Below are 15,417 nucleotides of genomic sequence, written 5' to 3' on the forward strand. Positions count from 1 at the left end.
AAGGTAAAAGTGATAGAGAGAAAATTCCATATAGAATTTTCTCTCTATCACGTATGTAAGTAGACTATGTAACATTATTTTATTATTTATGTAATTATTTTTGTTTACAGATGTATTTTATAGACCAAGATTTTCTCCAACTAATATTACTTTTATCTTATTTGCTGGACGACTAATCCTTGTAGTTACCATATATGCACAAATACTTTCAGGACTTGTACAACCTATACAACTACCATTAATATAGCAAGGAGTATTAACATCTTGAAAACGCTGTACAACTGCTGGTGCAGCAATTGTTCTAGCTCTTTGTATTGCATCATCAATATTTTTTACAATCTTATTCATGCCAGCAACAACTATAACATTTTTTGGTCCAAAAATCATTGCAGCTACTCGATTTCCATTTCCATCAATATTAAAAAGCTGACCATCCTCACTAATAGCATTACTACTCATTAAAAAAGTATCACATAAAAGTGCTTGACGCATAATTTCTGTTCTTTCTTCTGGGCTTTTTGCCAAATCTCTATCAATAACTTCATATCCTTTATTTTTAACAGCAATTTGCACTCCCATTTCCTTAAGCGTTTCAGAACCTCCCCATGAGACTGTGTGATTTTGAGGAATTAAATCTAAGATTTGTTGTAAAGCATCGTTTTTGGTTTTACAATAATAAGCATCAAAATAGCGTTTTTTAAGAGCTTTAACTATGTTTGGACCTAACTTATCATAACGTTTTTCTAATGGTGTTTGTCTTATCATACTAAAATCACTCCTGTATTTAAATTTTAAGGTTGTAACTATTATGCTAATTAAATTTACCTAATAGATGATTGTATAAATAGAGATAAAGAAAAGATTATACAAAATCAGCTTGCATAAAACCAATTTTATTATTACCATTTTCCTAAAATTATGAAAATAGTTACAATATAGTTATAACACAAATAAGTTTTTATTATAAGATGTCTGTTATTAATTTTTAGTAAATAATCAAGTAGAAAAATATTTCTGTTAAGAGTTCTTATTTTTAAACTTATATATAATAATATGTAAGTTGTAGCTGATTATATGATTTTTTGTCACAAATATTTATTGTAAATAAATGACTTAAGTTCTATTGAATAATAAAAAAGTAAAGAAGCAGTCTAGATGCATCTTTACTTTAATTAATTTCATAAAGAATATTTTGTTTTATAAAAAATGGTCATTTTAATCTATAATTATTAAATTAATATTTTTCTATTTTATATTGTTATTTATAAGTAATAATATACTTATTTTAAAATATATACTTATATAATTTTATATTATATAAATTTGCTTACACTTTTTTAATTACATATTTTTGTAGTTCTCCAATATTCTGATATAATGATTGGCTTCTCTTAACACATGGTCTGCTAAAAGTGGCAATATTATAGATTTTATTTTACATTGTTCTATTCCAGATACTCCAGCCTCTTTAAAATCTTTAAATTCAACTGTTTCATCTAGAGTTTTATCTGTCATACTATCTATAGTAGTATCATTCATTTTATTTGTCTCTTCTATTAATTTCTTAAATTTTATAGCAAACTCATTTGAAGTATTGATTAGTTCATTTTCAGATGGGTCAAGTAATCCTCTCATAAACAATGCATGTTCCATCATAATTTGGTCCCAAAATAATTCTATCTCTTTAAAATCCTTTGAATCAATATCTATTTTATTTTCTAGGTCAATTACATAGGAACGATATAAGTTAGCTTCATGTATTATATGTTCAATAAGCAGAGGGTAATTTGAGGTAAATAGATTGCATGATAGCACTCCATCTAGAACTCTTTCTTTTAGATTAATAAGTCCATCAAGTAATTTTAGTGAATCTGAGTTAAGCTGAGCCACATAATTTACTAAGTCTTGACTAACTTGTGGATTTACACCACTCTGTAAATTTAATTCTCTTGTGGTTATGTTTTGATTTATTTCGATTCCTGTAAATTCCTCTGTCTTTTTTTCTGCATCCAATGTGTGACTAGTGACAATTTCTTCTGAGTATAATATATCAGGTCTAATTACACCATTGCTAGCACTAACAGCATATGATAATAATTCCTCAAATTGGTTTTTATAGTGGTCAGCTTCTAAAGCAAGATTGTAATCTTTAGATGTAAATCCTGCTTCTAAAAAAAGAGAATGCTCTTTCATAATTCTTGAAAAAAATAAATGTAATTCAAGTGATAAAATAACATATTTTTGATTATCTATCATAATTTCCTCCCTTTAGAAAGTATCTTGTTTATAATACTTTATTCTTAATATTTGATTTTATGTATATTAGAAATAAATTAATTAAATTCTTTTGTTATTAATTTTAATATTTATTATTAAATTTTAGTTTTAAATGTATAACTTTTGGATAAAACTATTAAAACTAAAATATATAAAAGTAGGCAAGAAGAATCTTATATAAAATTCTTTTTGCCTATTTAATATACTTGATTTTATGCCAAACCACATTCACATAATAAAATCATTATTCTATGGAGACATGACTCCACAGTATCTTCGCCATATTTTTTAATAAAATCATCAATTTGAGTTTCTATAAATGAATAGTATTCTTTTAAATTAGCAATATATGCAGTCATTATATGGACACATTCATCAATTTTATCTTTAAACACAATCAATCCCCCTAAAAAACGAAAAATTAAAATATTCAGTAAATGGCATGTATTATTTCATTTGAAAACCTATATAGTATGATATATTGTCTAGAAGTATTTTACAAGTGAGTATGTAAAACTGGTTGTTATAATTGCAAAACTGGATAGATGTTTTATTATATCTTCACGAATAAGAAGTCCGGTAAGAGGTTGTGCAAAGCCATTATCAAGTATATTTTTTATATATCATTTAAATTGGTAAATAGGATATTGATGTATTTTTTTTAATCAACTATAATTTAAAATATGAAGTGATAAATTTCCCAAGTAAATTAGGCTATTTAATGTATATATAAAAATGATAAGTAATCCTCTGTAATAAAAAATAATTTTGGAAATGTTGTTATAAATAATAGTAACAATGAAGGAGGCATGTATATGAACAAACATAACCTTGAAATTATATTAAATCAGATAAAGATTAATATATATATTACAGATATTCATACCAATAAAATTATTTTCATGAATAAAAATATGAAAGAAGAGTATCATAATTTAGTTCCAGAAGGAAAAGTTTGCTGGGAAGTATTATATCCTGAAAAAAATATTCCTTGTAGTTGTTGTAAGATTTCAGAATTACTAAAGAGCAATAAAAAAGGAGTATCAATAAAATGGTATGAAAAATGTAATAAGTTAAATAGAGTCTTTGAGAATTATGATAGTTTAATTACATGGTATGATGGGACAACTGTTCATATACATCAATCTATAGATATTACAAATTCTATAGCTTTAAACAAACAAGTTAAGATTGATGAGTTTTGTAAAGTATCAGATAACAATGAAAAAAAAGAGAACTTTAAGTATTTAAATACGTCAAGAGATAAATTTGATTATGATTCCACTTTACTTTATGATGCTCTGATTAGAGGTACAGATGAATATATATATATATGTAATTTAAAAACAGGAGTGTTTCGATATTCACCATCACAAGTTGAATTATTTGATTTACCAGGAGAAATTGTGGAAAATCCACTTGTCTATTGGAAAAAAATTGTACATCCAGAAGATTGGTCTCGTTTTTATAAGTCAAATATGGAAATAGGTAAAGATTATATGGATTATCATACAGTTGAATTTAGAGCTAAAAATCGTAGTGGAGAATATATCTGGTTAAAGTGTAGAGGGCAACTAATGCGTGATGAATTTGGAGAGCCAAGTATTTTTGCAGGAATTATGACACAGTTAGGTAAGCAAAATAAGATTGACCCATTAACACAGCTATTAAACTACTATGAATTTATGAGTGTATTTGAAGAAAAACTTTCAAATCCCATGATTGAAAAATTATGCATAATGCTACTAAATATTGATGACTTTAAGAATGTTAATGAGATGTATGATAGATCTTTTGGAGATAACATAATAAAAACTTTAGCACAATCCATAAAGTCTATTTTGCCAGGTAATGCCGAACTTTATAAACTTGATGGTGATGAAATGGGAATTCTTGTTGATAATGTTGAAGAAAATGACATTCGAATTCTATATGAACAGATACAGAATTTGATTATACATCTTCAATTGTGGAGAAAATATGGATTAAATATAACAATTTCTACTGGATGTGCTATATATCCAAAACATGGAGATACAGTAAAAGAACTTTATAAATATGCTAGCTACTCTTTACAGTATGCTAAAGAGCATGGAAAGAATAAACTTGTTTTTTTCTCTGAAAAAATCTTGAAAAATAAAGTGTATTCATTGGAAATGATGTGGGAGTTGAAAGCATCAATTAATGATAATTTTCAGGGATTTAGTCTTCGATTTCAGCCACAAGTAGACACACAAAGTCATAAAATAATAGGTGTAGAAGCACTTTTAAGATGGACTAACCAGAAAGGTGAAGCAATTTCTCCTTTAGAATTTATTCCAATTTTGGAAGAAAATGATATGATAAATGATGTGGGAGCATGGGTACTTCGAATGGCATTACGTACTTGTGGTGATTGGATTGATTATAATCCTCTTTTTACAGTAAGTGTAAATATTTCAGCTGTACAAATATTAGAGGAAATGTTTATTGAGGATATAATTAAAATTATATCTGAGGAAAATTTTCCTTATCAAAATCTTGTATTAGAGTTGACAGAAAGTCATACAGTACAAAATATGAGTATTTTACAAGATAAGTTTGAAGTTTTACAATATTTAGGAATTCGTATTGCTATGGATGATTTTGGTACTGGGTACTCTTCTTTAGAAATTTTAAAATTTTCCCCAATAGATATAGTTAAAATTGATAGAGTATTTGTCAAAGACATATTAAAAAGTAAGTTTGATGCTACCTTCATACGCTTTATTGTTGCAATTTGTCATGATGTAGGAATAAGAGTGTGTTTAGAAGGAGTAGAAACACAGGAGGAGTATGATTTAGTTAAGCAAATGAAACCAGATTACATACAGGGATATTTTTTTGGAAAGCCACAAACAGCAAGAGAAATTCTAGATATTTTAAAATTAGATATCTGATACTAGTCAAATTTGCAATTTAGCATTTACTTATATAATCTATCAAGTAAATATATTTTACTTTTAACTGACATTTAACCTTTAAAATTAAAAATATACTGATTTTATTAAATAAGAATTACTTGATTCAGTAAATATTAAAGTATATAGTAATTGTCTAGATAACAATAAGATAAGGAGCGTACAAACCTTGGAAAAACAGTATTTTACTACAGGTGAATTTGCAAAACTATGTGGTATTTCTAAGCAGACATTGATTTTTTATGATAAAATAGGTATTTTTTCACCCGAATACAAAGATAGAAACAATTATAGATATTATTCAGTATATCAGTACGATACATTAGATATATTACAATCATTAAGAGAAATAGGAATGAGTTTAGAAGAGATAAAAGAATATATAAAAAATAGAAGCCCTCAACTTTGTGTAGAAATGCTTAAAGAAGAAGAAAAAAAGATAAGAGAGAAAATAAAAAAATTAAAACAAATAAGTTCTAAAATACAAAACAGGATAAATACTACAGTTGAAGGTATTTCTAAGATAGATAATGAAGAAATCTATATATCCAATAGATGTGAAGAATACTTAGTATTATCAAGTGATTTGAGTAGTATAAATGATGGTAATTTTATGATGGAATTAATTGATTTTACAAATTACTGTAAGTCAAAAAATCTGTATCAGGGGTATGAATTAGGAGCAATAGTAAGTAATGAAAATATAAAAAACGGAGACTATTTAAGTATATCAAGTTTTTATTTAAAAATAGATAAAAAAATAAAAGATAAAAAGCTATATATAAAGCCAGAAGGAATGTATGCATGTATAAAGCATATTGGAAGATATGAAGACTCATATAAGTCCTATGAAAAATTAAAAAAATATATATATGATAATAACTATAAAATTATTGGTAATTCATATGAAGAAAGTATACTTGACTTTTTTTGTGAAAGCAATGAAGAAAATTATATGACTGAGATTTCAATTCAAATATCTATATAAGAATTAAAAATTAAAATAGAGGTATATTTAAGTAATAAGTAATTTTACTTATCACTTAAATATACCTCTATTTTAATAATAAAGTATATGAATTTTTAAATAATACTTATAGGATAAAGTTTAATGTTAACTAAATACTAAGTTATACAAATAAATTATAAACAAAAGTTGTTAAAAAACAAACAACAAAAGCAAGTACAGTAGGCATTAAAAATCCTAAGGCAGTCCATTTTAAACTTCCAGTTTCTCTTTTTATAGTCAAAAGTGTTGTTGCACAAGGCCAATGAAGTAAGCTAAATAACATAACATTTAAAGCTGTTAAATAAGTCCAGCCATGTTCTCTAAGAACTTGACCTAGAGCGCTAAAGCTATCTAATTCTATCATAGAACCAGTTGCTAGATAAGCCATTAAAAGTATAGGTATAACTATCTCATTTGCTGGAAATCCAAGAATAAAAGCCATTAATATGAAGCCATCTAGACCAATTAGTTTAGCTAAAGGGTCTAAAAAGTTTGCAACATGTGATAATATGCTCAAATCTCCTATATAGATATTTGCAAATATCCAAGTTATGACACCAGCAGGTATAGCTACCATTATAGCTCTTCCTAAAACAAATATTGTTCTATCTATTATAGAAGTATATAAAGTTCTACCTATTTGAGGAACTCTATAAGGAGGAAGTTCTAATGTAAATGTAGAAGGAACTCCTTTTAATAATGTTTTGGAAAGAGTATAAGAAACCAACAGTGTTATTATAACTCCTAAAATTATTAATAATGTTATACAAAATGCAGTTGCTATACTAGATACAAAAGAGCTAGTTATAACAGAGCTAAAAAATATTGTAGATATGGCTATTAAAGTAGGAAAACGACCATTACAAGGTACAAAGTTATTTGTAAGTATAGCAATAAGTCTTTCTCTTGGAGAGTCAATTATTCTACAACCAATAACTCCAGCAGCATTACATCCAAATCCCATACACATAGTCAGGCACTGTTTACCATGAGCACATGCTTTTTTAAATAGATGGTCTAAGTTAAATGCAACTCTTGGCAAATATCCAAAATCCTCAAGTAATGTGAATAATGGGAAAAAGATTGCCATAGGAGGTAACATTACAGAGATTACCCATGCTAAAGTCCTATATAATCCCAACACTAACATGTCGTTTAACCATGATGGACAATTAATGCTGTTTAATATATTTGAAATACTTGGCTCAAATCCAAGTAATAAATTAGATAATAAAGTGGATGGATAGTTAGCACCTTCTATAGTAATCCACAGTATAGTACCTAATAATAAGAGCATTATTGGCAATCCAAATATTTTAGATGTTAATATTTTATCTACTTTTTCTTCTCTATCTGTTGATTTTTTAGCATTATTAGAACAGCACTTATCACTTAACTTTTTAGCATAATCATAATTGATTTTAGTAAATTCATCTCTAGTCTTCTGTTTGTTTATATCATTTGGAATTTTTTTCTTTACTTCATTAATAGCATCTATAGAATCTTTATCTATATAATTACTCATAGATTCAAAAATACTTTCATCGCCATCAATAAGTCTAAGACCCAACCACCTAGAATTTATATTTGGCATGATATCATCTAACTCTGATTGAATTGATTTTACTGTGTTTTCTATATTTTCGCTGTATTTTACTGGCTTATTATTAAATTTATATCTATCAAAAGATACATCGTTTAAAGTCTCTAATAGCTCATCCATACCAGAACCATTTCTTGCAGCAGTTAAAACAACTGGAATTCCAAGAGATTCCTCTAAGAAATCTTTATTAATATTAATACCTTTTTTTCTAGCTTCATCTATCAAATTTATACACAAAATGACTTTATCTGTGAGTTCCATTACTTGAAAAACTAAATTTAAATTTCTTTCAAGACATGTAGCATCACATACTACAATTACTGCATCTGGATTACCAAAACATATAAAATCACGAGCTACCACCTCTTCTTGTGACAAAGCAAATAGAGAATATGTTCCTGGTAAATCTATTAATGCATATTCTGTATTTTGATATTTGAAATTACCACGAGCTGTAGCTACAGTTTTTCCTGGCCAATTTCCAGTGTGTTGTCTAAGTCCAGTAAGATGATTAAACACAGTACTTTTTCCTGTATTTGGATTACCAGCTAGTGCAATTACAAACTGGTCTTCCTTGTTATCTATATCAAACATGTCTTTTAAAGAACTCATTTTAGTTGAGTTGTGTGTTAAACCCATATTAATATCCTCCTGATATAAAATTTTAAATGTCAGAAACTAATATTAGTCTACTTTCTTCTTGTCGTAGAGCTATCTTGCTACCTCTGATGTTGTAGACAGTTAAATTATTTTTTGGTCCTTTTCTAACTACATTTATAACAGCTCCTCTAGTAAGACCAAGTGCCAACATTCTCTCTCTTAAATTACCACTAGATAATATATCTTCAACTTTAACAGTTTTTTTCACTTGAATATCATTAAGGTTTTTCATAGTAGCACCTCCATGCATGAAATTTAGCCTGAGCTAATCTTCTTATTCTAAACTATGCATTACATTATTACCTTGTTACTTTTCGCAAAAAAAAGATAGGCAATATGCCTATCACAAAGTTGGGTATAATTCTTACTTTTGGGGAAAGTAGAATATAGAATAAAAATTAACATTTTGAATCTATATAATTATTGAATTTTGATAATAAAAAAGTCAGAAAGCGCAAAAGCCTTCTGACTTATATAAGGTATTTTCAAATACCTAGATATCAATTCAATATTTAATTTATGATTTAATTATATATTAACAATGTTAGCTTGTCAACACTATAATCTCATTTTAATATGTTCAATACCTGCTTCATCATATACTTCTGAAATTTCTTTAAAACCACAAGATAAGTAAAGATTTTTTATGTAAGCTTGTGCTGATAAGGTTATATTATTTTCATGCAAATTAACTTTTACAAAGTCTATAGCACAGTCCATCATTTGCTTTGATAGCCCTTTTTTTCTATGAGTAGAAAGAACTAAAACCCTACCAATAGAAACATCATTATAAGAACTATATTCTTTAGGAATTATTCTGGCATAAGCACAAATCAATTCATTGTCTTCTAAAAATATATGATAAGAGTTTTTGTCTATATCATCATAATCATTTAATGAAAATATTTTTTGTTCACACGCAAATACTTCATATCTTGATTTGGCTATTTCGTAAAATTCATTTAAACTCAAATCATTAAAGTGTTTTATTTTAAACATAATAATTACCTCCTAAGTATATTAAAAACTTAATATTAAGATATATTATACCATTTTATAATTTTTAACAGAAATACTTTTATTAAAATATGTATGTGTTAAAAATATTTTAAAAAAGTGTTATACTGTATTAAAAATAAAATATTAGTTAGAAAAATTATAGTTTGTGGAGGCGTTGTTTTGGATACTACTAAAAAATTAACTGAAGCGGCTTTATTGTCGTCTTTATTTATAGTAATAACAATTATAGCTGTAGGTACTGGATTTGGATATGCCATTTATTTAGATTTTATAGTGCCAATATTTTTTTGTATAATATGTTTAAAGTGTGATTTAAAGTATACTGTTTTATCTGGAATTACATCACTTTTAATAATTTCCTTGGTGCTTGGAAATTTGGGAACTGCTATTTGGGCAAGTCAGAGTGTATTACTTGGTATAATATGTGGTTGTTTGATAACTAAATCATCAACAGTTATGGATGATTTAGTATATGGTTCAATGCTTGGAGTCATTATAATGGTTTTTATTGATATATATGCTTCAGCACTAATAGGATACAGTTTTATGAGCGAATTTCAGGGATACAGCAAATTGATTTATTTTCATGGATATGCAGATTTTATTTATTACTTAATGATAGCACTATTTCCTTTTGGAATGGTTTTTTGTATATATATTTTAAGTTTAGTTATAGGACATAAATTACATATTTTAAGTTCTAATTCTTTAAAAAAGTTTTTAGTATTTAAAAATTTTAGACTTTTAAATCAATTTTTATGTTGTTCAAAGAAAGTTTTTTATATGTGTGTCTTTTATTTAACTATCTTTGAAATTACAAATATATTGAATATTAAAACTGAGTTAGTTTATTTAAAAACAAGTTTTATATCAATTGGGTATTTGTGTACGTATTTTGTCATTAGAGATTCTTGTATGTCACTGCAAAATTTTATAATAACTAAATTTAGAAAAGTAGCATATGCTAGAATTTCTTTCTTGATAGTAGTTATATCTTTATTTCTAATGTTTAAGATAACTGTTATTGGATTAATAATTATAAATGCATTTTTAAATAAGAAAATGAATGTAAGATTGACTCAAATTAATATTGTCAACAAACAAATAAATATTTTAATTGAAAAATAAACTTTATGCATTGGTAAAAAATATAAAAAAATAGTATAATGTAAAAAAACATGTATATAATAATAAAAAAGGTTGACAAAATGTAAAAATAATAATATATTATGAGTAAGTTAAGAAAAACTTCTTGTAATTGATGAAATAATCTGAATATATAAATGCTGTGAAGAGAAGAAGTAGAGCTGAATTTTATTTAACAGAGAGTTCCAGTTTGGTGAAATGGAATAAATTGATTTAGTTTGAATACATCTTGGAGCAATGTCTCTGAAAGATAACAACCACTAAGAGATATCGGAATAGTACACGTTATAGTATATGAGTAAATAAATTATACTCTATAGAGATTAATATCGTGAGATATTGATGAACTAAGGTGGTAACACGTAAGCAATGCTTTCGTCCTTTTAACAGGATGAGAGCTTTTTTTATTATAAAAATAAAAATCATAGATTATATAAATATTTTAGGAGGTATGAAAATGAAATCGATAGACGAGCAAATACGAATAATTATGAAAGGTGTAGACGATTTAATAGACGAAAAAGAGTTAAGAGAAAAGCTTATCAAATCAGAAAAAGAAGGAAAACCTATGATAGTAAAATTGGGGTTAGATCCAAGTGCTCCAGACATACATTTAGGTCATACAGTAGTTCTTAGAAAAATGAAACAACTACAAGATTTAGGTCATCAAATAGTAATTATAATTGGAGATTTTACAGGTAAAATTGGAGACCCAACTGGAAAATCTAAAGCTAGAAAAGCTTTAACAACAGAGCAAGTTCTTGAAAATGCAAAAACTTATGAAGAACAAATTTTTAAGGTTTTAGATAAAGAAAAAACTATTGTAAGATTTAATAGTGAATGGTTAGCTAAATTAAACTTTGAAGATGTAATAAAATTAGCTGCAACTATTACTGTTGCGAGAATGTTAGAAAGAGAAGATTTCAAGAAGAGATATGAAGGACAAATGCCAATATCAGTGCATGAATTTTTCTATCCATTGATGCAAGCATATGATTCAATAGCATTAGAAGCTGATATAGAGCTTGGTGGAACTGACCAAAGATTTAACTTATTAATGGGAAGATCATTACAAAGAGAATTTGGTATGGAATCTCAAATAGTAATAATGATGCCTTTAATAGAAGGATTAGATGGAAAAGAAAAAATGAGTAAGAGTTTAGGTAACTATATTGGAATAGATGAAGAAGCTGGAATAATGTACCAAAAATCTATGGAAATTCCTGATGAACTTATAATTAAATACTATAATTTAGTAACTGATGTTCATCCTGATGAAGTTAATAAAATTGAAACTCAGTTAAAAGATGGTTCAGTAAATCCAAGAGATATAAAAATGAATCTAGCGAGAGAAATAGTAACTTTATACCATGGAGAAGAAGCTGCTAAAGAAGCTGAGGAAAGATTTAAATCTGTATTCCAAAAAGGTCAAATACCTGAAGATATACAAACAATTCAAGTTAAACAAGAAGAATTTGATTTAATTGAAGTATTAGTTTCTAATGAGCTTGTTAAAAGTAAGAGTGAAGTTAGAAGACTAGCATCTCAAGGTGGAGTAAAAGTAAATGGTGAAAAAGTGGAAGATTTAAGTACAGTTGCTAAAGAAAGCGAACTTGTTGTTCAAATAGGAAAGAAAAAATTTGTAAAAATAGAGTTAGTAAAATAGAGTAAAATAAAAGCAAGTTTATTGATTATATAAAAGTACAATCAATGAACTTGCTTTTTTATTATATTAAGGTTTTAAATTGGTAACCATTATCTTTAAAATATGTTATAATTTGGTCTAGTGCATTTACTGTTTCTTGCTTTCCATAAGTATCATGCATTAAAAGTACAACCATTTCTTTACCTTCAGAAGATTTCTTTGCATGTTCAAATAACTCTTGAGCATTTTTCTTTTTACCTTCTGCATCAGCATTTAGAGCATTCCAGTCGATTGATGCCATATTTTTTTCTTTTAAGTAGTTGCCCAAAGGTTCCATATTTTTCCATGACATATACCCACCTGGGCATCTAACTACATGTGATGAAAAATTCTTTCCTAGAACTTTCTTCATGGCTTCATCTGTTTTATTAAGCTCATTTACAAATGTATCAAGATTTAGGCTTCTGCCAGGATATAGTTTTTTGTAGTCATGAGAATATGAGTGATGAGCTATTGCATTTCCCTCATCAAATGTTCTTTTTAAAATTTCGTTGGCACCTTTTCTTTCAAGAGAATCTCCCTTAATAAAGAAAGTTCCTTTAACATCGTGTCTTTTTAAGATATCTAGAACTTGTGGAGTATTAGTAGTAGATGGTCCATCATCAAATGTAAGGAATACTATTTTTTCTCCATTATTTGAATAGTCGTATTTGTTAAGCTTATCCCAAACTAATTTTGCGTCATATCCATATTCTTTTGCAGCTTCTTTTTTTGCACCAATGATAGGTTCATTTTTTTCTTTTTCAATTCTTTCTTTTGCTAATTTTTCAGCTTTAAGCTTTTCTTGAGTTTCTTTAATTTCTCTTTTCTTGGACATATCCGCCCATGCCATAGAAAAAATACCAATAACTATTACGACAATTATAGTAAGTGCCATAGTTTTCTTTTTTCTTTTTTTTACCATGATTTCAACATTCCCCCTTTTTGTCGAATTGTATCAAAAATATATTATAATTATATCGAAGAAAGTAGAAAAAGTAAACCGACAAAGTTGTAACTAAAATAACTAAAGTGTAACTTATACAACATTATTTGCATAATATTAAAGTATCCTAGATACTGAAATTATCTATAAAAAAATTTAATATAAGTAAAAAAAATATAAAAAAGGTAAAAATTTATTAAAAAGGTGTTTACAAAAAATGATTAATATATTAATGTTAAATAGTGGATATAAATCTAGATTTAAAATACTGAAAAAATTTACTATAACTATATAAATTTATAGTAATGCTTATAGAAAAACTCTCTTGCTGTTTAGGGGGTTTATAATTTTGCAAAAAAATAAAAAGGAGGGGGCTTTATTGAAAAAATACTTTGGAGAAATAGGACTAATATTTATAGCAATTATATGGGGAAGTGGCTTTGTAGCAACCCAATTTGCACTAGATGGTGGGCTTACACCTCTACAAATAATAACTATAAGATTTTTCTTGGCAGCTGTAATTATGAATTTATTGTTTTTTAAACAAATTCGTGCCAATATGGGAAAGAATTTATTAAAAGCAGGAGGGCTTTTAGGAATATTTTTATTTCTAGCCTTTACAGTACAAACCATTGGACTTATGTACACTACACCATCTAAAAATGCATTTATAACAGCAGCAAATGTTGTAATAGTTCCATTCATAGGATTTATACTTTATAGAAGAAAACTTGATAAAATAGGATTAATAAGTAGTTTAGTAGCCCTTGTAGGTATAGGTATACTTTCTTTAGAGGCTGATTTATCTATTAATTTTGGAGATTTATTAACGCTTATATGTTCATTTGGATTTGCATTTCATATATTCTTTACTAGTGAATTTGCTAAAGATAACAATCCAATGGCATTAACAGCTATTCAATTTACTGTAGCATTTTTACTATCTTTAGTAGTTCAGACATTTGCAGGACAGTTGAAAATAGAAGCTGAATTGTCTGGATATATGGGAACTATATATTTAGCTATATTTAGTACTTCAATAGGATTTTTATTCCAAACTATATGTCAAAAGAGAGTTGATGGAACTAGAACAGCCATAATACTATCTACTGAAGCTGTATTTGGAACTATATTTTCTATAATAATTCTAAAAGAAGCTATTACAGCCAAATTAGTTATTGGTAGTATATTGATATTTGGTGCAATTATAACAGCAGAAACTAAATTATCATTTTTAAAAAGTAAAAAAGTAAAACTTAAAGAGTCAAAAGATTCTTCACTAGAAAGTATTTAAAGAGACAATTGTTTCCTAATTAATCAAATAAAGTATATATTATGTAGAAATTTGACATCAAAACTTAGTTGATACCGATGTTTCAAAGTGATAAAATTAATTAGGAAATAAATTTTATTTTTAGTGTTTAAACTATAATACAGGGGGTATATATATTCTTGTAGCAAGTTATTAAACTTTAAAAATAAAAATTTAATTAATATAAAATTGGGAGGAAATTAATTATGAAAAAATTTGTTTGTACAGTATGTGGATATATACATGAAGGAGATGCTGCACCAGCACAATGTCCAGTATGTAAAGTTGGAGCTGATAAATTCGAAGAAATGAAAGGTGAAATGGTTTGGGCTGACGAACATAGAATAGGAGTAGCTCAAGGTGTGGATGCAGAAATAATCGAAGGATTAAGAGCTAACTTTACTGGTGAATGTACAGAAGTAGGAATGTATTTAGCAATGAGTAGACAAGCTGATAGAGAAGGATACCCAGAAGTAGCAGAAGCATATAAGAGAATAGCTTTTGAAGAAGCAGAACATGCTGCTAAATTTGCAGAACTTCTTGGAGAAGTTGTAGTTGCAGATACAAAAGAAAACTTAAGAGTTAGAGTTGACGCTGAATATGGTGCAACTGATGGAAAATTAAAATTAGCTAAGAGAGCTAAAGAATTAGGATTAGATGCTATACATGACACAGTACATGAAATGTGTAAAGATGAAGCTAGACATGGTAAAGCATTCTTAGGATTATTAAATAGATATTTTGGAAAATAATAATTAAAAATATAGATTAAAAGGAGAAACTTTGGTTTCTCCTTTTTTAAATTATACAAAAAATATAAA

At 27.0% G+C, this 15,417-nt stretch carries 13 protein-coding genes and 1 other annotated feature; of the genes, 6 read left to right on the forward strand and 7 right to left on the reverse strand.

What is annotated here, in order from left to right:
- Window positions 1-117: 117 nt before the first annotated feature.
- The 3 genes from KGF48_RS01305 to KGF48_RS01315 form a co-directional block, all read right to left on the reverse strand.
- The gene (locus tag KGF48_RS01305; RefSeq protein WP_227841440.1) at window positions 118-765 is read right to left on the reverse strand and encodes a lactate utilization protein; all 648 of its coding nucleotides are present in this window, start codon (window positions 763-765) and stop codon (window positions 118-120) included.
- Between the two features lie 576 nt (window positions 766-1,341).
- Window positions 1,342-2,256 (reverse strand): DUF2935 domain-containing protein, encoded by a 915-nt coding sequence (locus KGF48_RS01310; RefSeq protein WP_227841418.1) that lies wholly within the window; start codon window positions 2,254-2,256, stop codon window positions 1,342-1,344.
- A 233-nt stretch (window positions 2,257-2,489) separates the two neighbouring features.
- Complete coding sequence (locus KGF48_RS01315; RefSeq protein ID WP_227432883.1) at window positions 2,490-2,672, reverse strand: hypothetical protein; 183 nt, start codon at window positions 2,670-2,672, stop codon at window positions 2,490-2,492.
- Between the two features lie 420 nt (window positions 2,673-3,092).
- Here KGF48_RS01315 and KGF48_RS01320 point away from each other — a divergent pair, with 420 nt between their 5' ends.
- Together KGF48_RS01320 and KGF48_RS01325 are read left to right on the forward strand one after the other, a co-directional pair.
- Window positions 3,093-5,195 (forward strand): GGDEF and EAL domain-containing protein, encoded by a 2,103-nt coding sequence (locus KGF48_RS01320; protein ID WP_227841419.1) that lies wholly within the window; start codon window positions 3,093-3,095, stop codon window positions 5,193-5,195.
- 190 nt (window positions 5,196-5,385) lie between these two features.
- Entirely contained in the window at window positions 5,386-6,204 is an 819-nt protein-coding gene (locus KGF48_RS01325; RefSeq protein WP_227841420.1) for a MerR family transcriptional regulator, read from the forward strand.
- Between the two features lie 142 nt (window positions 6,205-6,346).
- On the opposite strand, the gene feoB is transcribed toward KGF48_RS01325, so the two are convergent.
- The 3 genes from feoB to KGF48_RS01340 all read right to left on the reverse strand — a co-directional run bounded on the left by feoB (window position 6,347) and on the right by KGF48_RS01340 (window position 9,487).
- Window positions 6,347-8,467 (reverse strand): ferrous iron transport protein B, encoded by a 2,121-nt coding sequence (feoB, locus tag KGF48_RS01330; RefSeq protein WP_227827373.1) that lies wholly within the window; start codon window positions 8,465-8,467, stop codon window positions 6,347-6,349.
- Between the two features lie 25 nt (window positions 8,468-8,492).
- Window positions 8,493-8,720, reverse strand: coding sequence for a FeoA family protein (locus KGF48_RS01335; protein WP_227827374.1), 228 nt, complete (start codon window positions 8,718-8,720; stop codon window positions 8,493-8,495).
- Between the two features lie 326 nt (window positions 8,721-9,046).
- Entirely contained in the window at window positions 9,047-9,487 is a 441-nt protein-coding gene (locus tag KGF48_RS01340) for a GNAT family N-acetyltransferase (protein ID WP_227827375.1), read from the reverse strand.
- A 180-nt stretch (window positions 9,488-9,667) separates the two neighbouring features.
- Between KGF48_RS01340 and KGF48_RS01345 the strand changes: the two genes are divergently transcribed.
- Window positions 9,668-10,636, forward strand: a complete 969-nt coding sequence (locus KGF48_RS01345; protein ID WP_227841282.1) for a DUF2232 domain-containing protein — start codon at window positions 9,668-9,670, stop codon at window positions 10,634-10,636.
- Window positions 10,637-10,787: 151 nt separating this feature from the next.
- Window positions 10,788-11,040, forward strand: a binding site (T-box leader).
- Between the two features lie 71 nt (window positions 11,041-11,111).
- The gene (gene tyrS, locus KGF48_RS01350; protein WP_227827377.1) at window positions 11,112-12,320 is read left to right on the forward strand and encodes a tyrosine--tRNA ligase; all 1,209 of its coding nucleotides are present in this window, start codon (window positions 11,112-11,114) and stop codon (window positions 12,318-12,320) included.
- A 61-nt stretch (window positions 12,321-12,381) separates the two neighbouring features.
- Here tyrS and KGF48_RS01355 read toward each other — a convergent pair whose 3' ends face one another.
- A complete protein-coding gene (locus tag KGF48_RS01355; RefSeq protein WP_227867671.1) occupies window positions 12,382-13,263 on the reverse strand; it encodes a polysaccharide deacetylase family protein in 882 nt (293 codons plus the stop codon).
- A gap of 370 nt (window positions 13,264-13,633) precedes the next feature.
- Here KGF48_RS01355 and KGF48_RS01360 point away from each other — a divergent pair, with 370 nt between their 5' ends.
- Window positions 13,634-14,578, forward strand: coding sequence for a DMT family transporter (locus tag KGF48_RS01360; RefSeq protein WP_227841284.1), 945 nt, complete (start codon window positions 13,634-13,636; stop codon window positions 14,576-14,578).
- 224 nt (window positions 14,579-14,802) lie between these two features.
- Window positions 14,803-15,348: an NADH peroxidase gene (locus KGF48_RS01365; RefSeq protein ID WP_003420048.1), complete on the forward strand. Its 546-nt coding sequence runs from the start codon at window positions 14,803-14,805 to the stop codon at window positions 15,346-15,348.
- The last annotated feature ends 69 nt before the right edge of the window (window positions 15,349-15,417 follow it).

This window comes from Clostridioides sp. ZZV15-6388, from assembly GCF_020657755.1.
In the GTDB taxonomy this organism is placed as follows: Bacteria; Bacillota; Clostridia; order Peptostreptococcales; family Peptostreptococcaceae; genus Clostridioides.